The organism is Streptomyces azureus (genome assembly GCF_001270025.1).
In the GTDB taxonomy this organism is placed as follows: domain Bacteria; phylum Actinomycetota; class Actinomycetes; order Streptomycetales; family Streptomycetaceae; genus Streptomyces; species Streptomyces azureus.
In genome coordinates, this window is record NZ_DF968261.1 from 1 (window position 1) to 20,424 (window position 20,424).

Annotated in this window: 17 protein-coding genes and 3 pseudogenes; 8 read left to right on the forward strand and 12 right to left on the reverse strand. The window is 72.1% G+C overall.

The window, feature by feature from the left end:
- Nucleotides 1-121: 121 nt before the first annotated feature.
- The 5 genes from AOQ53_RS15715 to AOQ53_RS15735 are packed head-to-tail and all read right to left on the reverse strand — an operon-like array spanning nucleotide 122 to nucleotide 6,531.
- On the reverse strand, nucleotides 122-1,081 hold the full coding sequence (locus tag AOQ53_RS15715) for a tetratricopeptide repeat protein (protein ID WP_059417836.1): 960 nt from the start codon (nucleotides 1,079-1,081) through the stop codon (nucleotides 122-124).
- A gap of 31 nt (nucleotides 1,082-1,112) precedes the next feature.
- Nucleotides 1,113-3,617, reverse strand: a complete 2,505-nt coding sequence (locus AOQ53_RS15720) for an Hsp70 family protein (protein ID WP_059417838.1) — start codon at nucleotides 3,615-3,617, stop codon at nucleotides 1,113-1,115.
- Between the two features lie 21 nt (nucleotides 3,618-3,638).
- The gene (locus AOQ53_RS15725; protein ID WP_059417840.1) at nucleotides 3,639-4,169 is read right to left on the reverse strand and encodes a hypothetical protein; all 531 of its coding nucleotides are present in this window, start codon (nucleotides 4,167-4,169) and stop codon (nucleotides 3,639-3,641) included.
- Nucleotides 4,166-5,434 carry a hypothetical protein gene (locus tag AOQ53_RS15730; protein WP_059417842.1) on the reverse strand — a complete coding sequence of 423 codons (1,269 nt, stop codon included), beginning with the start codon at nucleotides 5,432-5,434 and terminating at the stop codon, nucleotides 4,166-4,168. The genes AOQ53_RS15725 and AOQ53_RS15730 overlap by 4 nt, the downstream gene beginning before the upstream one ends.
- Nucleotides 5,431-6,531 carry a serine/threonine-protein kinase gene (locus AOQ53_RS15735; RefSeq protein ID WP_201785077.1) on the reverse strand — a complete coding sequence of 367 codons (1,101 nt, stop codon included), beginning with the start codon at nucleotides 6,529-6,531 and terminating at the stop codon, nucleotides 5,431-5,433. Before AOQ53_RS15735 ends, AOQ53_RS15730 begins: the two co-directional genes overlap by 4 nt.
- 222 nt (nucleotides 6,532-6,753) lie before the next feature.
- On the opposite strand from AOQ53_RS15735, the gene AOQ53_RS15740 reads away from it, so the two are divergent.
- Nucleotides 6,754-8,214, forward strand: a complete 1,461-nt coding sequence (locus AOQ53_RS15740; protein WP_174523297.1) for a serine/threonine-protein kinase — start codon at nucleotides 6,754-6,756, stop codon at nucleotides 8,212-8,214.
- Here AOQ53_RS15740 and AOQ53_RS15745 read toward each other — a convergent pair.
- Both AOQ53_RS15745 and AOQ53_RS15750 read right to left on the reverse strand, forming a co-directional pair.
- Nucleotides 8,201-8,899: a class I SAM-dependent methyltransferase gene (locus tag AOQ53_RS15745; protein WP_059417847.1), complete on the reverse strand. Its 699-nt coding sequence runs from the start codon at nucleotides 8,897-8,899 to the stop codon at nucleotides 8,201-8,203. The genes AOQ53_RS15740 and AOQ53_RS15745 overlap by 14 nt on opposite strands.
- A gap of 133 nt (nucleotides 8,900-9,032) precedes the next feature.
- Nucleotides 9,033-9,713, reverse strand: a complete 681-nt coding sequence (locus tag AOQ53_RS15750) for a response regulator (protein WP_059417849.1) — start codon at nucleotides 9,711-9,713, stop codon at nucleotides 9,033-9,035.
- Between the two features lie 351 nt (nucleotides 9,714-10,064).
- Between AOQ53_RS15750 and AOQ53_RS15755 the strand changes: the two genes are divergently transcribed.
- The 6 genes from AOQ53_RS15755 (at nucleotide 10,065) to AOQ53_RS15780 (ending at nucleotide 15,724) form a co-directional block, all read left to right on the forward strand.
- The gene (locus AOQ53_RS15755; RefSeq protein ID WP_059417851.1) at nucleotides 10,065-11,531 is read left to right on the forward strand and encodes a Y4yA family PLP-dependent enzyme; all 1,467 of its coding nucleotides are present in this window, start codon (nucleotides 10,065-10,067) and stop codon (nucleotides 11,529-11,531) included.
- On the forward strand, nucleotides 11,528-12,847 hold the full coding sequence (locus tag AOQ53_RS15760; RefSeq protein ID WP_059417852.1) for a pyridoxal-phosphate dependent enzyme: 1,320 nt from the start codon (nucleotides 11,528-11,530) through the stop codon (nucleotides 12,845-12,847). Before AOQ53_RS15755 ends, AOQ53_RS15760 begins: the two co-directional genes overlap by 4 nt.
- A 5-nt stretch (nucleotides 12,848-12,852) precedes the next feature.
- Nucleotides 12,853-14,049, forward strand: a complete 1,197-nt coding sequence (locus tag AOQ53_RS15765) for an aminotransferase class V-fold PLP-dependent enzyme (protein WP_059417853.1) — start codon at nucleotides 12,853-12,855, stop codon at nucleotides 14,047-14,049.
- A gap of 90 nt (nucleotides 14,050-14,139) precedes the next feature.
- Nucleotides 14,140-14,904 (forward strand): class I SAM-dependent methyltransferase, encoded by a 765-nt coding sequence (locus AOQ53_RS15770; protein WP_059417855.1) that lies wholly within the window; start codon nucleotides 14,140-14,142, stop codon nucleotides 14,902-14,904.
- 144 nt (nucleotides 14,905-15,048) lie between these two features.
- Nucleotides 15,049-15,348, forward strand: coding sequence for a hypothetical protein (locus tag AOQ53_RS15775; protein WP_059417858.1), 300 nt, complete (start codon nucleotides 15,049-15,051; stop codon nucleotides 15,346-15,348).
- 64 nt (nucleotides 15,349-15,412) lie between these two features.
- Entirely contained in the window at nucleotides 15,413-15,724 is a 312-nt protein-coding gene (locus tag AOQ53_RS15780; RefSeq protein ID WP_059417859.1) for an ArsR/SmtB family transcription factor, read from the forward strand.
- A 26-nt stretch (nucleotides 15,725-15,750) separates the two neighbouring features.
- Here the strand turns inward: AOQ53_RS15780 and AOQ53_RS15785 are convergent, their stop codons facing one another.
- On the reverse strand, nucleotides 15,751-16,623 hold the full coding sequence (locus tag AOQ53_RS15785) for an LLM class flavin-dependent oxidoreductase (protein WP_059417861.1): 873 nt from the start codon (nucleotides 16,621-16,623) through the stop codon (nucleotides 15,751-15,753).
- A gap of 295 nt (nucleotides 16,624-16,918) precedes the next feature.
- Here AOQ53_RS15785 and AOQ53_RS48395 point away from each other — a divergent pair.
- Nucleotides 16,919-17,257 (forward strand): annotated as a pseudogene (locus tag AOQ53_RS48395) (IS1380 family transposase); the annotation flags it as partial.
- A gap of 178 nt (nucleotides 17,258-17,435) precedes the next feature.
- Here AOQ53_RS48395 and AOQ53_RS41085 read toward each other — a convergent pair.
- From AOQ53_RS41085 to AOQ53_RS15810, 4 genes and pseudogenes are all read right to left on the reverse strand, one after another.
- Entirely contained in the window at nucleotides 17,436-18,056 is a 621-nt protein-coding gene (locus AOQ53_RS41085) for a discoidin domain-containing protein (RefSeq protein WP_078945329.1), read from the reverse strand.
- A 250-nt stretch (nucleotides 18,057-18,306) separates the two neighbouring features.
- Complete coding sequence (locus tag AOQ53_RS15800) at nucleotides 18,307-18,705, reverse strand: RidA family protein (protein WP_059417866.1); 399 nt, start codon at nucleotides 18,703-18,705, stop codon at nucleotides 18,307-18,309.
- A pseudogene (locus AOQ53_RS15805) lies at nucleotides 18,702-19,478 on the reverse strand (acyl-CoA dehydrogenase family protein); the annotation flags it as partial. The gene AOQ53_RS15800 and the pseudogene AOQ53_RS15805, both read right to left, overlap by 4 nt.
- A gap of 510 nt (nucleotides 19,479-19,988) precedes the next feature.
- A pseudogene (locus tag AOQ53_RS15810) lies at nucleotides 19,989-20,399 on the reverse strand (acyl-CoA dehydrogenase family protein); the annotation flags it as partial.
- Between the last annotated feature and the right edge of the window lie 25 nt (nucleotides 20,400-20,424).

Below are 20,424 nucleotides of genomic sequence, written 5' to 3' on the forward strand. Positions count from 1 at the left end.
CGCTTCGACAAGACGCCCGAGAGCTACCTCGCCGGCCTCGAACTCCGCGCTTCGATGATCTGGCTCGGCGATCTCCTGCAAGCAGCCGATTGATCACGACGTCACACAGGCCCTAGAACCGTCACTCGGGTGAGATCACGACGGTGACCGTGCGGTTGCGGGCCGGGTCCGGGTACGGGGCCTCGCGCTGGTCCGCGCTGTCCGTGGTGAACGCCGTGAGGGGTTCGCCGCTCGCGGCGCTGAGTTCGCGGGCGGCGACCAGGGCGCGCCACAGCGCGACGACGGAACCGCCGCTGCGTGGGGCGCCGGGGACGGTGGCCGCGTGGCCGTGCACGGTGACGGCCAGGTGCCGTCCGGCCAGCCGTTCACCGAGCAAGGCCAGTTGCCGGGCTCCCGCCGGGGTGAGCTGGGCGCCTTCGGAGAACAGCCCCTGGGTGAAGGCGACTTCGACGGAGTCGCCGTGCACGGTGACGCGCAGGCCAGGGGTGCGCAGGTCGTGGGCGAGCGCGGCGGCACGACGGGCGGCGGCCGGGTTCTTCCCCTGCCCGGCTTCCCCGGCGCCGGGATCCTCCTGACCGCTCCCAGGGGTGGCGCTCGCACCGGGGCTCTGCCGGCCCGACGCACGGTCGGTGTCCGCTCGGGCGGCGCGTGGTCCGTCCAGGGTGGTGACCACGCCGGTCACGACGGCGGTCACCACGCACGCCGCCGCGACCAGGGCCGTACGAGCACGGTGACGGCCGAGCGCCGCCACCGGCCCCGTGCGGCCGAGCCGGGCGAGTCCCGCCCTGGCCGCCGGGTCCTCCGGGTGCCGCGCCAGGACCCGCTGCCAGCACTCCGCCGCCTCGGCCGTCTCCCCGCGCTGCGCGTGCACCCGCGCCCGCAGGTCGAGCACGTCCCGGTGCACGCCGAGGTCCGTGCCCTCGGCCTCCCGCAACAGCCGTAGAGCACCGCCCAGTTCCCCGGCCCGGGCGAGCCCCCGGGCCCGTGACACGAGGAGCACGACGTCGAGTGCGGCGTCGCTCCCCGCGCCGGCCTGGTCTCTCATGCCGTCGGTCCGCCCGTCCGTGCCCGTTCCCCGCATGTCGCCTCCCCTCCGGCCCCGCTCCCCCGGCTCACCGGCTCTCCTGCACCCCGCCGATCCGCCGCTCCTCGGAGACCCCCGGAGGGAGCAGGCGGCGCAGGCGCTGGTTGACGGCGGACAGGGCCGTGCGGTCGCCCGCGGCGACGGCTCGGCGGCCGTCGGCGATCGCGGCGTCCGCCTGGGCGCGGGAGGTCATCTCGTCGCGCAGTTCGACGAGGGAGTGGAAGACGAGGAAGTCCCACTGGTCGCTGCGGCGCAGCAGATCGACCTGGAAGTCCCGCACCCGGTCGGCGAGCCGGCGCAGCCCGGCCGGGCTGCCGTCCTCGCCGGCGCTGGTCGCGCGGGTGCGGAGGTTCTCCAGCTCGCGGCGTTCGGCCGGCCCGCCGCCGGTCTGCTCGATGAGGTCCTCGCAGTTGTTGAGGAGGTCCCACAGCTCGTGCTGGAGGCCGGGGATGTCGATGGCCTCCTCGACGTCGTCGAGCTGGGCCTCCAGGTCGCGGATGCGCCGGTCGCTCGTACCGGCCGCGCCCGTGTCGACGGCCGCCGCGTCGACCTCCTTGCGCAGATGGACGAAGGCCTTCTCGTCGGACAGGTCGTCGAGCTGGGACAGGGCCGGCTCGGAGTGCACCTCCTCGGCGCGTTCCCGCAGGGCGTGCGTGCGCTGCTCCAGGTCGTGCAGCCGGTCGACCAGCTCGTCGTGCGCGGGCGCCACCAGCTGGGAACGGTCGATGGTCGCCTCGAACTGGGCGTCGGCGACGGGGATGTCGGCGGTGACGGTGACTTCCCGGTTCCTGGCGTTGATCTCGAAGGTCACCTCGACGGGCGTCTGCGCGGGCAGGTCGAAGCGGACGTCCCGGGGCCGGATCTCCAGCAGCCCGACCCGGGTGTTGCGGTCGGCGCGCCGGCGTTCGCCCTCCAGCAGCGGAATGCGGATGACGGCGTCGGGCTGGGAGCGGCGCAGCGGGATGGACGTCTCGAACGTCTTCGTGATCGAGGTCGGCAGGGCGGTGCCCTTGCGCAGCATGGGCGCGAAGGAGCCGTCGGCCTTGCCGATGCCGAGCGTGCTGGTGAGCACGGCGTCGCCGGGCAGCACCTGGGCGTGAGTGATCGACAGGGTGTCCGGGGCGAGCCGCTGCCGGGTGCCGGTGCCGTCGGAGAGTTCCACGGTGAACCGGGACCTGGTGCCGGAGTCGATGGTCACCTCGGTGTAGAAGGCGCCGTCGGGGGTGAGTGTGGTCTGCGGCCCCCGGAAGGGCGGGTGGCCGTCGGGGTTGGTGAGGGTGACGGTGTACCGGGTCCAGTCGGGCACGGCTGTGCCGCCGCTGATCCGGCCGGAGACCGGGATGCCGGTGGTCTCCAGGGACTGGGGTTCGTAGTGGAGCTCCACGGTGAACTCGCCCGGCGCCGCCGTGCGCGGCTTGCTCGGCATCCGCACCGTACGGGCGAAGAGGGCGGCGCCGCGCGCCACCACGGTGGTCGGGTCCTGGGTGTGGTCGAGCTGGATGCCCAGGCCTTCCACGGGGTCGGCCAGCAGGTCGCGCAGCCCCGGGGCGAGGGTCGCCCCGCCGACGAGCAGCAGCCGGTCGATGTGGTCGGGCCGCAGCGAGCTCTCCGCGAGGGCCTCCCGGCAGCGCTTGATCGCTCGGGTGTAGAAGGGCTGGGCGAGGTCGTCGAGGGCGCCGCGGGTGAGGGTGAACTCGAAGGGGGCCGTGTCGCCTTCGCCGTCGGAGAGGTCAACGGCGATCTCGTGGCTGCCGCGCCGCGACAGCGCGATCTTGGCGTCCTCCGCGGCCAGTTTGAGCTTGGCGAAGTTGGCCCGCCACCGGTTGTTGCGCCGGGCGAAGTCCGGCAGCCCGAGGTCGCGCCGGACCGCGGGGACGAGCAGGTCCTCCACGATGGCCCAGTCGATGAGTTTGCCGCCCAGGCGCGGGTCACCGGCGTGCTGGAGCAGTTGCAGTTCACCGTCGCGCTTGCTCATCACGGCCGCGTCGAAGGTGCCGCCGCCCAGGTCGAACACCATCCAGTGGGTGGACTCGGAGGCGTCCTGCACGCCGTACGCGATGGCCGCGGCGGTCGGTTCCTGGACCAGCGGGCAGTGCTCGCCGAGCCCGGCGAGGGCCGCGGCGGCGGACGTGGCGCTGTTCTGGTGCAGAGCGAAGGAGGCGGGCACGGTGATCACGGCCGCCTCCGGCGGGCTTCCGGTGTCGTGCGCGGCGTCCTGGCGCAGGGACTTGAGCACCTCGGCGGAGAGCTGTTCGGGGGTGAGGGACAGCCCCGCGCGGCCGAACCGCCGGTGGTATCCGGCCACGCCCATCTCCAGCTTGAACTCGGCGTGGGCGTCGTCGGGCTGGGTGTCGGTGCGCTCGCGGGCGCGGCGGCCCACGTGGATCACGTCCGGCTTGGGCATCCACACGGCGGACGGGGTGTAGTCCCAGCCGTCGTTGTTCTTGATGACGCGTACGCCGTCGTCGTCCGCCACCGCGATGGCGCTGTTGGTGGTGCCGAGGTCGATGCCGAAGTCGATGGTCTCGCGCATTGCGGTCGTCTCCTTGGTCGTTCACATGCCGTGGGTGGGGCCGGGTGCGGGCCGGCCGACGACGACCTGCCCCATCTGGATCCGCTCGCCGCGGTAGTAGACGCTGGGCCGGAGGGTCTCCAGCACCACCTCGCGGGTCAGGCCGGGTTCGTCCTGGAAGGCGAGGACTTCGAGGGACTGGCCCGGGTCGAAGGGCGCGCCGTCGTGCTCCTGGATCTCCAGTCCGCCGTCGGCGAGTGCCTGCCGGCCGGCCTGGACGTAGCGGCGCACCTGTCTGAGGTCCGCTTCCGACAGTTCGCCGGCGCGCTGGTTCAGCTTGCGCTGGGCGCGCCAGATGCCGGTGGCGGCGGCGAGCAGCGTGCCGGCGTCCGCGCCCTCCGGAGCGGGTTCCTCCGTGGCCGTCCCGACGTCGGCGAGTACGTCCGCGACCCAGTCGGCCTGGCCGGTGTCGAGGAACGGCGGCGGGACGCGGAACTCGGGCGGGTGCCGCAACTGGCCGAGGCGGGCGCGCACCCGGCCGGTCCTGTTGCTTCGGCGGGAAGGGAAGCTCATTTTCTCCTCCGTACGCTGCGTACGCCGTCCGCCAGCCACGCCAGGAACCGCACGATGTAGCCGACGACACCGAGGACGGCGACTCCGATGAAGAGCACAGGGAGGAAGCCGAAGGCTTCGATCAGATAGCTGAGCGCGCCGCCGACGAACACGAGCACCAGGAGGAACGCCTTCCACGGGAACGGCTTGGCCCGCGCGGGGCGGCGGCCGGTGCCCGTGAGGTGGTCGTAGATGAACTCCCAGTTCTCCTTCAGCCCGTCCGAGTCGCGGTCCGGGCCGATCTCGTACGCCTTCTCCGCGAGCCAGAGCATCTCCTCGCGCCGGGAGGTGCTCGGCGGGCGGTGGACGGAGACGCCGAGGAGGTCCACGGCGAGGTTGTTCAGCCCGACGGCGACGATGTGGGCGATCTCGTCGTAGCGCCAGTCGGAGACGAACGGCCTGAGCGGCACCATGTCCTCGAAGCCGGGCACGACCCGGTCGCGCAGGAGCAGGAACGCCTCGCGGTAGTGGTGGGCCTCGCGCTCCCGCTCCGCCGTCAGCAGGTCGCCGTGGATCTTTTCGTACGCCTCTTCCACCGCGGGCTCGAACAGCTCGGAGAACAGGCCGGCGAAGGGCGGGGATTCGGCCCAGGCCGAGCAGACCGACGTCAGCCGGGCCGCGGTGGCCCGGTCTGCGAAGAGCGGGGGGAAGGGCGACACGAGCAGCCGCGGGAGCCGGGCCAGGAGGTCGTCGGCCGCGTCCTCGTCGAGCCGGGGGTCGCCGAGCGCCCGGATCCGGTGCCGGACGTGCTGCCGCAGCGCCCCGTCCGCCAGCAGGTGGCCCCAGGCGGACACCGCGTTCTCCCACAGGGACGCCCGATGCCCGACGGGCAGCCGCGACCGGCCGGTCTCCGCCTCCAGCACCCGGGCGTGCAGCAGCACGGCGGCGTCGTGCCGTTCGTGCACGTCCGGGTCGCAGTCGCAGCCGGAGTCCGAGGGCCCCCACAGCCACAGCAGCTCGTCGACCATGCGGCGGCGCGGGTCCTGGACGCCCTCGAAGGAGGCCCGCACCTCGTCCTTGCCGTAGCCCCCGGCCGGTGCCACCTCGGGGGCTCCGGGCCAGCTGTCCTCGACGGCCAGCCGCGCCTCCACCTTCTGCCGGTGCCGCCGCACGGCCGGTCCGCTCGCGCGGGTGGACAGGCCGGTGACGGCGAAGACGTTCCTGCGGTACAGCTCTGTGCCCGCCAGTTCCTCGAAACGGTCGAACTCCCTCACCGGCGCGGTCACATGATCACCCCCCGGCGCCAGGTCATGAGCCGTGTCAGATGCCGCTCCCGCAGCAGCGGGTAGCGGCTGATGATCTCCTCCAGCAGGTCGGCGGCCTCGCCGAGCCTGCCGGGCACCCGGGAGAGCGCGGTGGCTTCCCGGACCAGAGCGTCGGCGGACTCGGCCGGCTCGGCCGTACCGGCGGCTTCGGGGCCGGGTGCCGGGCGCAGGCCGGCCGCGCGGTCGGCGACGGCACGGGCGGTGGCGGGCCGCTCGGCCGGGTCGATCCGCAGCATGTCGGTGACCAGCCGGTCCAGTTCGGGGCCCACGTCGTCGTTGAAGGCGCGGGGCGGCTGCAACGGCCGGGTGAACCGCTCCAGGGAGAAGGACTGCACCGGGTCGCCCCCGTCGTAGGGGAAGTGCCCGGTGAGCAGGAAGTACACGATGGTGCCCAGGGCCCACACGTCCCCCGGGCACCCGTAGCCCTTGCCGCGCCGCAGCACCTCGGGCGGCATGTAGGCGACGGTGCCCTGGGCGCTGGCCGCCATGGTCCCCGGGTCGGTCTCCTTGGCCAGGCCGAAGTCGCTGACCTTCACGCGCAGGCCGGTCTCGTCGTAGGTGATGAGCACGTTGGCCAGGGACAGGTCGCGGTGGACGATGGGGTGCGGCCGTTCGTGGGCGACGGCGAGTCCCTCGGCGGCCTGCCGGAGCACGGCGGTCACCTCGCCGACGGGCACCACGCCCGAGTGGGACTCCATCAGCCGCTCCAGGCTGCCGCCCGCCACGTACTCCATGGTGATGTAGCCGCGCACGCCCTCGGAGGTCTGCACGGTGCCGGCGTCGAACACCCGGATGATGTTGGGGTGGCCCAGGGTGGACAGGATCCGGGCCTCGTCGAGCATCCGGGACGTCGCCTCCAGCGAGGCCACGTGCTTGAACAGCTTCAGGGCCTGCCAGCCGAGGATGTGGTGCCGCACCCGGTAGACCTCGGCGAAGGCGCCCTCCCCCAGCCGGCGGTCCACGACGAGCGCCGAGTTGATCCGCTGCCCCTGCCGGAGCAGGGCGCTGCCCACGCCCGTCGCCGTGTCCTGCGTGCGGTCGAGCACAGGCTCACGCACCTCCCCCACCGGTGAAACCACCCGCGACGTCGCCGGTCCACTCCTCCCCGCCCGCCCTGCGGCGGCGCGGGACGCCAGGGTAGGAAGCCCCTGTCGGGACCCCTCCCGACACGGGGGCCGTGATCCGCCTCACTCCCGGCCCGCTCCGGCCCACGGATGCCAGTTATGGTGACCAGGGCGCATCAAGGCGCCCAAGACGGACAAGGTGGCGGAGGACACACGGTGTCGGACCAGGGGCGACTCGTCGCCGGGCGCTATCGGCTCACCGAGCGGATCGGCCGGGGCGGCATGGGCACGGTGTGGCGCGCCGACGACGAGCTGCTGGGCCGCCAGGTCGCCCTGAAGCAGCTGCACGAACGGCCGCACCTGTCCGCCGACGAGCTCGGCACGCTGTACGAGCGCATGCGCCGTGAGGCCCGCAGCGCCGCGCGCGTCACGCACCCCAGCGTGATCGTCGTGCATGACGTCGTGGAGGACGACGGCCGCCCCTGTGTCGTCATGGAGTACGTCCCCGGCCACACGCTCGGCGACCTCCTCCAGGAGGGCCGGACCCTCCCGCCCCACGAGGCGGCCCGCATCGGCCTGGCCATGGTGGGCGCCCTCCGCGCCGCGCACGATGCCGGTGTACTGCACCGCGACGTCAAGCCCGGCAACGTCCTCCTCGGCGCGGGCGACCGGGTCGTCCTCACCGACTTCGGCATAGCCATGACGGCCGGTTCGTCGACGCTGACCAGGACCGGCGAGATGGTCGGCTCCATCGACTACATGGCCCCGGAACGCGTCAGGGGCCTCACCCCCGGCCCGGCATCGGACCTGTGGGCCCTCGGCGCGACGCTGTACCAGACGCTGGAGGGCCGTCCCCCGTTCCGTCGCGAGACGGCGATGGAGACGGCGTACGCGATAGCCACGGACCCCTTGACCCCACCGCGCGAGGCCGGCCCACTGGCCCCCCTCCTGGAGTCCCTGCTGGCCAGGGACCCGGAGGCCCGCCCCTCCGCAGAGGAGACAGAACATTCCCTCAGGACGGTGGCGGACTCAGCTCCCAAGGAGCACGGGACTGTGTCGATGGGCGGCTCCGTCGCGGGGCACGACCAGCCACGAACCACCCGCACCCGCCGACACCGCCGCATCACCACTCTCGCCGCGGCACTGACAGCCACCCTGGCCGTGGGCACGACCCTGTACGCGACGGCCCCGCACCGCACCGACAAACCGGACCACGACACGACCCGGCCCGCCCCCATCCCCAAGGGCTACCACCTCGTCCACGAGCGAAAGCTCGGCGTCTCCTTCCCCATCCCGAACGGCTGGACGCCCCGCGAGCGCACGGCGGAAGAAGTCACCTACACCACCCCCTCCGGCCTCGCCGGCATCACCATCGGCACGGTCGCCCCCGCAGGCCCGAACCCCGCCGACCACTTCGCCGACATCGAGGCGAACACCAAGGTCAACTACCCGACCTACCGCCGGCTCCGCATGCAGCGCACGACCTTCCGTGAACAGCCCGCCGCCGTCTGGGAGTTCACCTTCCAGGGCCGGGCCCGTACGTTCCGCGCCATCGACCTCGGCTACGGCCGCGAGGGCGGGCGCGAGTACGACATCTACCTCTCGGCGCCCGAGGCACAGTGGGACACCTACCGCCCGGTCTTCGACCAGGTCAGGGACGGCTTCAGGACAAGCTGAAGAAGATCATGGGGTTGTCCGTGCTGTCCTTGACAGGATGTCCGAGGGCGAGACTCCGCTTGACGTCGTTCAGCCGGTCGTGGATCTCCGGCGCGTGCGCCCGGGACGCCGTGAAGTACCGATTGCCCCGCTCGGCGAGCCAGCGCAGCACCACCGCTCCCTCGGTGAACGGCAGCGCACGGCGCCCGTGGAACACGTCGTGGACGCACACGGGTATGCCGGGCCGCATGCGCGGCAGCAGGTGCCGGACGTACCAGCGGGCGAAACGCGCGGAGTGCGCGGCGTCGATGAACAGGAAGTCCGCGGTGTCGGGGACCTTCTCCAGGTTCTCCCTCACGTCCCCCTGCGTGAAGGTCCAGCGTCCCTCGGCGAGTTGGCCGGGCACCTCGCGCAGGACGTGGTCGACCACGTCGTACGAGTAGAGATGGCCCGTGCCGTTGTCGCGCAGGGCGCGCAGGATCCAGGTGGTGGACCAGCCGTGGAACGTGCCGATCTCCACGACCGTCTCCGGCCGGGCCTCGCGCAGCAGCAGATAGGTGATCTCCGCCTCGATGTCGTCGAGTTGGGCCTTCATCGCACGGGGCGGTGCGAGCAGCGCGCGCTGTTCCTCGCGGACCCGGTCGAGGTCGTCGGCGTAGGTGCGGTAGAGGCGGATGACGTGGTCGATGTCGAGGGGCTGGTGCATGTGGGCGCTCCGTGCGTACCGGTCCGTGGTCAGGGCGCGGTGACGGTAGGGCGCGGGAGGCGGGCCGCGCGTCACACCCGGGTGCCAACCGCGGTGTCGCACCTGGGTATGACACGCGCCCGGGCCTGCGGACTCAGCCGGTCGATCCGGGCACGACCAGACCCGACTCGTAGGCGAGGACGACCAGTTGGGCCCGGTCCCTGGCGCCCAGCTTGGCGATCAGCCGGGTCATGTGGGTCTTGACCGTCTGCTCGGCCACCACCAGCGTCCCGGCGATCTCCGTGTTGGACAGGCCCCGCGCGACGAGGCCGAGAACCTCCGTCTCCCGGGGTGTGAGGCCGTTCAGCAGCAGCCGGGCCCGCCGCCCGGCCGGGGGGCGGCGCCGGGTCATGTCCTCGATGAGGCGGCGGGTGACGGACGGGGCGAGCAGGGCGTCACCGGCCGCGATCACCCGGACGGCCTGGACGAGTTCGGCGACGGGGGCGTCCTTGAGCAGGAAGCCGCTGGCGCCGGCCTGGAGGGTTTCGTAGACGTAGTCGTCGAGGTCGAAGGTGGTCAGCATGAGCACCTTGGGCCGGTGCGTCACGCCCGGCGGCGGGTCGAGCAGCCGCCGGGCCGCCTCCAGGCCGTCCATCTCCGGCATCCGAATGTCCATCAGCACCACGTCCGGGTGGGTGCTGCGGCAGACCTCGACCCCGCGCCGGCCGTCGGGCGCCTCCCCCACGACGTCGATGTCGCTCTGCGCGGACAGCAGTGCGGCGAATCCCGAGCGCACCATGTCCTGGTCGTCGACGACGACCACCCGTACGACCATGCTCACTTCTCCCGTTCCGGCACGCGAACCCGTACGGCCCGGCCACCCGTTGCCGGGGACGGCGGACCGGACCCACTCTGCGTCGCGGCGGAGGGCCGCTGCCTCGGCCGAACGGCCACGACACAGCGGCCCGACCTGCGAAGGCTCGGCCGAACGACGGATGCCGCGGCCCCGCGCCGGGCGCGCGCCGCGCGGCCAAACCGTGATCCGCTTCACACCGGCGCGGGGGCAGGCCTGGGCCTTACAGGGCGTAAAGCGACCGAAGAATGGATATGGGCTATACGGCGAAACGCGGGGAGTGTCCGACGTGCCCGGATGCCGGGCGCAGCGGCTTCAAGGGAGGGAGCGCACATGGGTGGCCGGCCCTTGTATCTCGCACCGCGGCTGGAACCACGGCTCAGGTCGCTCCTGGCGGCGACCGGGACGCTTCACTCACTCACCGACGCGCTCGGCTCACCCCTGCACGTCGTGGTGCCGGACCAGATCGCCGAGAACCTGGAGCGGTTCCGGTCCGTGTACCGCCGGCATCATCTGTCCGGCCAGGTCTACTACGCCCACAAGGCGAACCGGTCCAGCGCGCTGCTGCGCCGGCTCGCCGCCACCGACGCGGGCGTGGACGTCGCGTCGCTGGGCGAGTTGCAGCACGCGCTGGGGGCCGGTTTCACCGCCGGCCGGATCACGGCGACGGGTCCGAAGAACCCGGAGTTCCTGTGGCTCGCGGCCCTCACGGGCGTCACGGTCGGCGTCGACGGAGTCGCCGAGCTGGACCAGCTCGCCGCGCTGGTACGCAAGCACGCGCTGGCCCCGGTGCGGGTGCTGCTGCGGCTGTCGGGGTTCGAGACGTCGGGGGTGAAGGTGCTGAGCCGGCGCAGCCGTTTCGGCACCCCCGTACGGGAGTTGGACGCCCTGCTGGAGGCGGTCGAGCGGCACGGCGACGCGGTCGAGCTGACGGGGGTGGCCTACCACCTGGACACCACGAGCGTCGCGGAGAAGGCGACCGCCCTGGAAGGGTCCCTGGCGGCCCTGGAGGCGTGCCGGGCCCGGGGGCTGCGGCCCCGGGCCGTGGACGTCGGGGGCGGGTTCGGGGTCAGTTACCTCGCCGAGCGGGAGCAGTGGGAGGCGTACACGAGCGCGCTCACGGCCGCCGTCCTGGGCCGCCGCCCGCCCCTGACGTGGGGTGGGCACGGCTACGGGCTGCGCAACGAGTCCGGCACCGTGCGCGGCGTGCTCGGCCTCTACCCCGCCCACCGGTCCGTCGCCGGCGCGGCCTATCTGGACGAGCTGCTGGCCCAGCCCGCCGCCTCCCTGGGCGGCCGTCCGCTGGCCGCGCTGCTGCTGGAGCACCTGTACGACCTGCACAGCGAGCCCGGCCGGGCTCTGCTGGACCAGTGCGGCGTGACCCTGGCGAGGGTGCTGGAGGTCCGCTCCCAGGAGGCGGGCGGGGCACTGCTCGTACGGCTGGCCGCGAAGGCGGACGACATCGCCCTGGAGGACCACGGAGTGCTCATGGACCCGGTCGTCATCCCCAGAAGCGGAGCCGGGCCGGGCGAGGGGCCCGTCGCCGTCCATCTCTTCGGCGGCCTGTGCCTGGAGACCGATCTGATCACCCGGCGCACGGTCTTCCTGCCGCGCCGCCCGGTCCCCGGTGACCTGCTGGCCTTCGCCAACACCGCCGGTTACGCCATGGACTTCCACGCCACCCGCGCCCAGCACCAGCCCGTCGCCCGCAAGGTCGCCGCCTGGCAGGACGGCGACGCCTGGCGCTGGTGCCTGGACGAGCAGTTCTGGCCGATCACGCCCTCGGGGGGAGCTCAGTGAGGTACGACAGCATCACCGATGCGATAGGCAACACCCCGTTGGTACGGATCGACCCGGCCGTGCACGGTCTGCGCAACATCGACCTGTTCGCCAAGCTGGAGATGCTCAACCCCTTCGGCTCGGTGAAGGACCGGGCGGCCTGGAACATGGCGCGTCCGCTGCTGGACGAGGCGGTCGAACACGGCAGCCAGGTCGTGGAGTTGTCCAGCGGCAACACGGCGAAGGCGCTGGCGGTCGTCGCGGGGATGCACGGCCTGGGCTTCAAGAGCGTCACCAACCGGATGCGGGTGCCGGAGATCAAGGACCTTCTGCTGCTGCTCGGCGCGGAGATCGAGGAGCTGCCGGGGCAGAGCGAGTGTCTGGACCCGACCGCGACGGACGACCCGCTCACCCTCTTCCACCGCACGCTGTCCGCCTCCGGCAGTACCTATCTCCACACCGACCAGTACTTCAACCCGCGCAACACCGAGGCGCATCTCACCGGCACCGGCCCGGAGATCGTCAAGGACCTGGACGGCCGGGTGCCGGACTGGTTCGTCGCCTGTGTGGGCACGGCCGGTTCCTCCACGGGCGTTGCCCGCGCGCTGCGGGAGGAGGATCCCTCGGTGCGGGTGGTCGGCCTGGTCGCGGCCAAGTCCGACTTCATCCCCGGGATCCGCACTATCGACGAGGTGCAGGAGGTCGGCCTGTTCGACCCGGACACGTACGACACGATGGAGTCGGTGAGCTCCGACGAGGCGATCGAGGGGATGCTGACCCTCAACCGCCGCTGCGGCATCCTGGGCGGGCCCACCGGAGGCGCCGCCTACCACGGGGCCGTCCGTCATCTGCGCTCCATCGATGAGGAGTTGACGGAGCGCCGGACCGCGGTGTTCATCGTCTGCGACCGCGTGGAGAGCTATCTGAGCTACGTCCGGCAGCGGCGTCCCGACCTGCTGGGCCGGCCGCCCCGGAAGAACTCGCCGGCCGATCTGACCGACGCCGAGGTCGGCGGGGCGCCGTCGGTCACGGTGGCCGAGGCCCGGCGGTGGATCGACACCGAGGGGCCGCTCGTGGTCGACCTGCGCAGCCCCTACGCGTACGCGGCGCTGCACATCGACGGGTCGGTCAACATCGTCGACGAGCTGTTCGCCGAACTCCTCCAGGGCGGACTGCCCTTCAGCCGGAGCCGGCCGGTGCTGCTGGCGTGCCCGGTGGGCGAGCAGTCCGCCCGGTACGCGGCGCTGCTGACCCGGATGGGCCATCCCGACGTGCGCAGCCTGGCCGGCGGCATCATCGCCTGGCGGGACGCGGGCGCGCCCCTGGTGCGGGACTGACCGCCATGACCGCACCCGCGATCCCCGACGATCTGCGCCAGTGGCAGCAGGCGCTGCGCGCCCAGTTCCCCATCGTCACCGGGCACCCGGAGCTGGCGTACCTGGACAGCGCGGCGACGGCCCAGAAGCCGCAGGCCGTCCTGGACGCCGTGCAGACGTACCTCACCACCAGCAACGCCAACGCGGCACGCGGCACCTACACGTGGGCCAACCGGACCACCGAGCTGGTCGAGCGCACCCGCGAGCGCGTCGCCCGGTTCCTCGGAGATCACCAGCCCGAGCGCTCCGCCGTCCACTTCACGAGCGGCACGACCGAGGGGCTGCGCACGGTCGCCCGCGACTGGCTGCCGGGGTTCCTGCGCGACGGCGACGAGATCGTCGTACCGGACGCCGACCACCAGGCAAACATCGCGCCCTGGTTGGAGGCCCAGCGGCTGCTCGCCCGCGAGGGCGTGCACATCCGGGTGGTGCCGATGCCTTACCAGAGCGGTTCCGGGGACTACGACCACCGTGCGCTGGCCGAACGGGCCGGGCCGCGCACGCGGTTCGTCGCCACCACGCATGTGCACCATGTCTACGGCGGCGACATGAACGTGCAGCGCATCCGCCGGGCGGTCGGCCCGGACGCGGTCATCTGTCTGGACGCGGCGCAGAGCGTCGGGCATCTGCCGGTGTCCGTGGCCGAACTGGACGTCGACTTCGTCGTCTTCTCCGGGCACAAGGCGCTGGCCCTGCCCGGTTCCGGGGCGGTGTGGGCCCGGCAGGAACGCGGCCCGGCCTTCACGCCCGGCGGCTGGAGCGGCACCCCGAACACCGTGGGCATCGCCTCCCTCGAAGCGGCCCTGGACTGGCTGGACACCGCCGGTGTGGAGCGCGTCGAGCGCTGGACGGTCGCCCTGGCGGCCCGGCTCACCGAGGGGCTGCGCCATCTGGACGCCTACGAGATCCTCGGCTGTCCCCTGAGCCTGGCCGCCGACTCGACCGTGCAGCGGCGCCAGGGCATCGTCACCCTGCGGCACCGTGCCATCGATTCGGGCGACCTGGGCTTCATCCTGTTCAGCCACGGTTTCATGGTCCGCTCGGACAACCACTGCCAGGGCGACGCGGGCGAGAAGACCGGTTCGGTCCGGGTGAGTCTGCATGCGTACAACACCGTTGAGGAGATCGACCGGCTGCTGTCCGTTCTCGCTTCACTCCAGTGACTCCCCCAACTAGGCATAATGGGAACCGTTTCCACCTGTAGGCTCGGACCGTAAAGAGTCAGGTGCGAGACGGCAAGGTGGCGCGACCGGATGGGGCTGAGTCTGGCGACGGCGGAGCGATGGGTGGAGCGCTGGGAGCTCCAGCAGCAGCGGTACGCGGTCGACCGCGAGGAGCGGTTCACGGTGATCGCCGATGTCGTCGAGTACGTCACGGCCGGGCGCGACTCCCGGCCGCTCGTCGTCGACCTGGGCTGCGGGCCCGGCTCCCTGGCGGCCCGGCTGGTCCGGCGGCTGCCGGACGCGGAGATCGTGGCCGTGGACCGGGACCCCCTGCTGCTGGAGCTGGGCCGGACCCACCACCCGGACGCGGCCCGCTACGTCGACGCCGAGATCGGCGCACCCGGCTGGACCTGGGCTCTGGACCTGGACCGGCCCCTGGACGCGGCCGTCTCCACGACGGCCCTGCACTACCTCGACCGCGACACCCTGCTGCGCGTCTACCGGCAGCTCGCCGCACTGCTGCGGCCCGGCGGTGTCCTGGTCAACGGCGACCACCTCCCCCAGGACGACACGGGCCCGGCCGGGATCGCCGCCCATGTGGGGCAGTGCCGGGCCGGCCGGCAGCGGGTGTTCGCGCACGAGGACTGGGGCTCCTGGTGGGCCGCCGTGGCCGACGACCCCGAGCTGACGGACCTGCTCGCCGAGCGCCGCCGCCGCGAGGCACCTCTCGGCACCGGCCGCCCCGCCGAACTCCCCCTCTCCGCCCATCTGGAGCTGCTGCGGCAGGCGGGCTTCGCCACGGCGGGCCCGGTCTGGCAGTACGGCGAGAGTTGCGTGGTCGTCGCGGTTCGCTGACCCGGGCGCCTGGCGCCGCCCTGGGCTGGCGGGCGGCGCCAGGCACCCGGACAATACATGCAGGAATCGCTATATGTTAATGTCGCCATGACAGCCCCGGCCGAGGCGCCGCGGGCGGCACGAGCACACGCAAGGAGCCACCCCATGACCACCGCCCAGCACATCACCCACGAAAACCACGCGCACACCCACGGCGACGACTGCGGCCACGCCGCCTTCACGCACGGCGACCACACCGACTACGCCCACGACGGCCACATCCACCGGATGCACGAGGGGCACGTCGACGAGTGCGCGAACGGCGGCCACGCGGTGCACCAGAACCACGACCACCAGCACGGCGACGACTGCGGCCATCTGGCAGTGCGGCACAACGACCACACCGACTACGTGCACGACGGCCACCGCCACGCCGCGCACGAGGGGCACTGGGACGACCACTGACGGACCCCCGCCCCGGCGCCACCGGGACAAATTGGAAATCGTTGTCATATGCTAATGTGTGCATATGACAACGACGCCCTCTCCTCCGACGGACGATCCGGACCAGACCCTGCAAGCGGCCAGCGAGCTGCTGCGCGCGCTGGCCTCGCCCGTACGGCTGGGTATCGTGCGGGAGCTGTCCGCCGGCGGGAAGTACGTCCATGAGCTGGTGACGGCTCTGGGAGTGAGCCAGCCGCTGGTCTCCCAGCATCTGCGGGTGCTGCGGACCTCCCGGATCGTCACCGCCCGGCGTCAGGCCCGTGAGACCCGGTACACCCTCACCGACGACCACGTGGCTCACATCGTGCTGGACGCGATCCGGCACGCCCAGGAGTAGCGCACGGGGTGCCCCTCTTCGAGGGGTTACGGGACGAGAGGACGGACTTCCTCGGCCACGAAGCGGACGAAGCCCTCGGGGTCCGGCTCATCGCCGGTGGGTTCGAGGACGACGGTGTCGGCACCGGCGGCGACCAGGCGCTGAACGGCCTCGGCCACCGTACCGGCGTCGCCGGCGACTCCCAGGTCGGGGATCTTGTCGGTGCCGGAGGCGGTGCGCTCGGCCTGGAGACGTGCGGCGGCGTCCGGCCCGGTGGCGGTGAGGAGATAGACGACCACGCGGTGGGAGCCGGTGCGACCTGCCGCCGCGCGGCCCTCGTCGATGAGCCGGCGGGCCTCTCGCACGCCGTCCGGCGGGTTGGCCTCACTGAGCAGCGTGCCGTCGGCGGCCTCGCCGGACAGGCGCAGCGAGCGGGGGCCGGTGACGCCGGCGAGCACCTCGGGAGCGGTGGGCGGGGGCCAGTCGAGGCCGACGTCGTCCAGCTTCACGTACCGCCCGTCAGTGGTGACGCGCTCGCCGCGCAGCAGCGCCCGGAGCGCGTCGAGGTACTCGCGCAGCAACGTGACCGGCGACTCGGCCCGCGCTCCGACCTGCCCCATCCAGTCCTGCACGCCGTGCCCGACGGTCAGCGTGAAGCGCCCCGGGAAGAGCCGGTCCAGGGTGGCGGCCTCCATCGCGGTGAGGGCGACGTTCCGCAAGGGCACGGGCAGCAGTCCGATGCCGACTCGCAGCCGTTCGGTCCAGGCGAGCGCGGCGGACGCGGTGGCGACCCCGCCCTCCAGGAAGCAGTCCTCCCAGAACCACAGCTCCTCCAGCCCCGCCGCCTCGGCGGTACGGGCCATGTCACGCAGCTTCTCGGGGGGCAGCTGAGGCCGGAAAACAGCACCAAGAGTAGTCATGGATGCTTACCTACCCTTAGCGCTCAGGATCAACAACTGCTTTACGCTGTTTGGTTCTTGACGCCGTCAGACGGCTTGCGGACGGAAGCGCACGTCACCGGCCCGGGGACCGCGCCCGCGAAGCCGGGCCGCTCACCGGTTGTGACTTCGATCGATAGGTGGCCCCACCGAGTCCTGTCCTTCTATCCTCGCGCTTTCACGAAGCGTGATGTCCGACGGGTGGTCAGACAAACGAAAAGTGTCTCGGACCAGCAAGAATGAGCATTGTCGAGGTCCTTGGTCCTGCTACCGCGCGGCCGCGTTCGGGCCGGGTGGCCTCCGACCCGAACACGGTCGGCTGACTAGCAAGCCGGCGTCGGCGCGGGCAGCGGGTGCTGGCCGCGCTGCGCACCGCCCGCACTGAAGTCGCGAACCTCTCTGGCGGTTGGCCGGTGAAGCGGCGCCAGATGCGCGCGGGCAGGTGATCGTGGGCCTGGATGGCGTCCTCGTCCTGGCGCACTCCGAGAACAGGATTGCCACCGCGACCTGGAAGAGAACCTTTGGGCACCACCCGATGACGGGGTTCGTCGACCACGGCCGCGGTGGGTCCGGCGAACCCGTCGTGGGCCCGTTGAGGTCTGGCACGCGGACATCGATCGCGTCGCCGATGCCCGTACTCGGTGCGCTGCGGGCCTGAAGTCGCCACGGGCACCCGGAAAGTGCCTCGTCCACGGGCACAACGACATCAGCACTCCCTGTTCCCGCCGACAAGAGGCACTTCCTCTGCGCCCGGGGCAAGGCCAACGCGGCCGCCCCATATGAAAGCCCCGAGGTCACTTGTAGACGTTGAATTCTGCGACTGACCACCAGTTACGGGCAACATTGCTGGTATTGACGACCTTGATATAGCGAGCTGTCTGCGTCGGGAAGGAAATCAGGTGGACTCGTTGGCCGTCCGCTACGGACGTGACCTTGGTCCAGTCGGTTCCATCCGTGGATACGTATACGTCTGCGCTTCGCGCATAGTCGCTGACACTGCCGCCGACATCCAGCACGATCTTGTCGCAGGTCTGTGTCTGCCCCATGTCCACTTGGATCCATAGGCCGTCGTACTGCCCTGTTCCGGAGCTGTACCGAGTGTCGGAATTGCCATCGAGCATGTTTCCGGGCGCATCCCACTGGCTTGCGTCCGAAGCCTTTGCGGTCCAGCCTGTCCGCGGCAGCGCAGGACCAAGATCTATGACGTCGAACGATGATCCACCTGCGTCTGCTCCGCTGGCCCCCTTCACGGAAACCGTGACCTTCCCCGCTGGAAGCCCCTTCGGAACGTAGGCGCTGATGCTCGTGTCCGACCAGGTGTCTATTTCGGCATAGCTCGATCCGAAATACACCGTACCCAGCCCCTGTGCATCGCCGAAACCAGAACCGCGAATCGTGAACTTGGAGCGCGGCATTCCTCGTCCCGGCTTCAATTAACTGAAGGTCGGCGATGGGAAGCTTGACAGCTTCTTGGTGGTGAACATCGCCGAGGTACCGCTTGGTAGCGTATAGGTGTACGAGCCGTCGGTGGATATCTTGAAACTCTTGCTGTCGGCGGTCCCGTTGAATACCTGAAGGTCTTCGCGGCGCTGCCCGACGGCGCCCGTGACCCTCACCCCTTCGGTGGCGAGTCCGCCGCGTCACCAACCTCTCCGAACAGCACGCCTAGGGCAGCACGGCGAAGCCGTCCAGTTCCACCAACGCCTCCTCGTCCCACAGCCGGACGATTTCGACGACGGCCATGGCCGGGTAGTCGCGGCCCGCCAGTTTTCGCCAGAGGCGGCCCAGTTCGGAGGCGTGGGCGCGGTACGCGGCGACGTCCGTCGCGTAGACGGTGACACGGGCCAGGTCGGAGGGGGTGCCGCCGGCCGCGGTGAGAGCGGCCAGCAGGTTGGTGAGGGCCCTCTCGAACTGTTCCGGCAGGGTCGCGCCGACCACCTTGCCGTCGCCGTCGAGGGCGGTCTGCCCCGCCAGGAACACCACCCTGGACCCGGCGGCCACGACGGCGTGCGAGAAGCCGGCCGGCGGGGCGAGGCCGGGTGGGTTGACGCGTTCGGCGGTCACCGGGCCTCCAGGTGGGCTGCGTACAACTCCTTGGCGATGATGCCGCGTTGGACCTCGCTGGCCCCCTCGTAGATGCGTGGGGCGCGCACCTCCCGGTAGAGGTGTTCGAGCAGGTGACCGCGTTGCAGCGCGCGGGCGCCGTGCAGCTGGACGGCCGTGTCGACGACGTACTGCGCGGTCTCGGTGGCGAGCAGTTTCGCCATGGCGGCACGCTGGGGCACGTCCGGGGCGTCCTCGTCGTACGCCGTCGCCGCCGCGTAGACCATCAGCCGGGCCGCCTCCGCGCGCAGGGCCATCTCGGCGACCTGGTGGGAGACGGCCTGAAGGTCCCTCAGCTTGCCGCCGAAGGCGTCCCGCCCGGCGGTGTGGGCGAGGGTCGCGTCGAGTGCCGCCCGGGCCATACCGACCGCGAAGGCGCCGACACTGGGGCGGAACAGGTTGAGCGTCCCCATGGCGACCCGGAACCCCCGGTCCACCTCCCCGAGCACGTCGTCGGCCGTCACCGGCACGGCATCGAAGTCGAGCGCGCCGATGGGGTGGGGGGAGAGCATGTCGAGCCCGGCACCGGTCAGCCCCGGCCGGTCGGCCGGCACGAGAAAAGCCGTGACACCGCGCGCCCCTGCCCCCGGGGTGGTCCGGGCGAAGACGGTGTAGAAATCGGCCTCGGGGGCGTTGGAGATCCAGCACTTCTCACCGGTGAGACGCCAGCGGGTGGGGCCGTCGGGGGCGGCGGCGAGTTCGGCGGGAGCCGGTGAGTCGTAGCCCGCGTGCGGTGAGTCGTGGACCGCGCGCCCGGATCCCGGAGAACCGCCGGCAGGAACCCGGGCGCCCTCGGTTCCACCGCCGGATGCTGCCGCGCCCGGTGAGCGACCGGCATGGGAACCGGCACCCTGGCTGCCGCCGCCTGACGCCGCCGCGCCGAGTGAGCCACCGTCACGGGCCCCGGCGCCTCGAAGGCCGGCCCCGGACGCCACCGAGCCCGATGAGCGGTCGGCAGGAGGCCGAGCGCCCCGGGCACTGCCGTCGGGTGTCGCCGGGGCCGACGAGCCGCCGCCACGCATCCGGGAGCCTTGATCGCCGCCGGGTCCGGCCTGACCCCGAGCGCCGTCGGACGCGGTCCGGCACCGGCAGCCGCCGTCGGCCGCCGTCCCAGCGCCGCCGCCGGAGGCCAGCGCGGAGCCGGATGCCGTCCCTCCCGGGGAGCTGGCGTCGGCCGCCGCGTCGGCACCGCCGTCGGACGCCAGACGGCCCAGTGAGCCATCGCCGAACGCCACCCCCAGTGAGCCGTCCCGCTCCGCCCGCAACCCCAGTGCCGCCGCATCCGACCCCGCCCCCGGCTCACTCAGCGCGAACGCCGCCACCGCACTGCCGTCAGCCACGTGAGGGAGCCAGCGGGCGCGTTGGGCCGCCGTTCCGTGGGCGTGGACCGGGTGGGCGCCAAGGCCCTGGAGGGCGAGGGCCGTTTCGGCTTCCGTGCAGGCGTAGGCCAGGGACTCGCGCATCAGGCACAGGTCGAGCGCGCCGGAGGTGAAGAGGCGGCCGAGCAGTCCGAGGCTGCCGAGCTCGGCGAGCAGGGCCCGGTTCACCCGGCCCGGTTCACCCTTGTCGGCCAGCGGGCGCAGCCGCTCCGCGGCGAGGGCGCGCAGCTCGGCACACCAGGCGAGTTGTGCCGGTTCGAGCGAGAATGCGGTCATCGCCGGTCCCTTCTCCGCCACCCCT

Bases quoted from the DNA above. Each gene is read 5' to 3' on its own strand.
- AOQ53_RS15715 (WP_059417836.1), bottom strand. From the start codon at position 1,081: ATGCGGGGAACGGGCACGGACGGGCGGACCGACGGCATGAGAGACCAG.
- AOQ53_RS15720 (WP_059417838.1), bottom strand. From the start codon at position 3,617: ATGCGCGAGACCATCGACTTCGGCATCGACCTCGGCACCACCAACAGC.
- AOQ53_RS15725 (WP_059417840.1), bottom strand. From the start codon at position 4,169: ATGAGCTTCCCTTCCCGCCGAAGCAACAGGACCGGCCGGGTGCGCGCC.
- AOQ53_RS15745 (WP_059417847.1), bottom strand. From the start codon at position 8,899: ATGCACCAGCCCCTCGACATCGACCACGTCATCCGCCTCTACCGCACC.
- AOQ53_RS15750 (WP_059417849.1), bottom strand. From the start codon at position 9,713: ATGGTCGTACGGGTGGTCGTCGTCGACGACCAGGACATGGTGCGCTCG.
- AOQ53_RS15755 (WP_059417851.1), top strand. From the start codon at position 10,065: ATGGGTGGCCGGCCCTTGTATCTCGCACCGCGGCTGGAACCACGGCTC.
- AOQ53_RS15765 (WP_059417853.1), top strand. From the start codon at position 12,853: ATGACCGCACCCGCGATCCCCGACGATCTGCGCCAGTGGCAGCAGGCG.
- AOQ53_RS15770 (WP_059417855.1), top strand. From the start codon at position 14,140: ATGGGGCTGAGTCTGGCGACGGCGGAGCGATGGGTGGAGCGCTGGGAG.
- AOQ53_RS15775 (WP_059417858.1), top strand. From the start codon at position 15,049: ATGACCACCGCCCAGCACATCACCCACGAAAACCACGCGCACACCCAC.
- AOQ53_RS15780 (WP_059417859.1), top strand. From the start codon at position 15,413: ATGACAACGACGCCCTCTCCTCCGACGGACGATCCGGACCAGACCCTG.
- AOQ53_RS15785 (WP_059417861.1), bottom strand. From the start codon at position 16,623: ATGACTACTCTTGGTGCTGTTTTCCGGCCTCAGCTGCCCCCCGAGAAG.
- AOQ53_RS41085 (WP_078945329.1), bottom strand. From the start codon at position 18,056: ATGCCGCGCTCCAAGTTCACGATTCGCGGTTCTGGTTTCGGCGATGCA.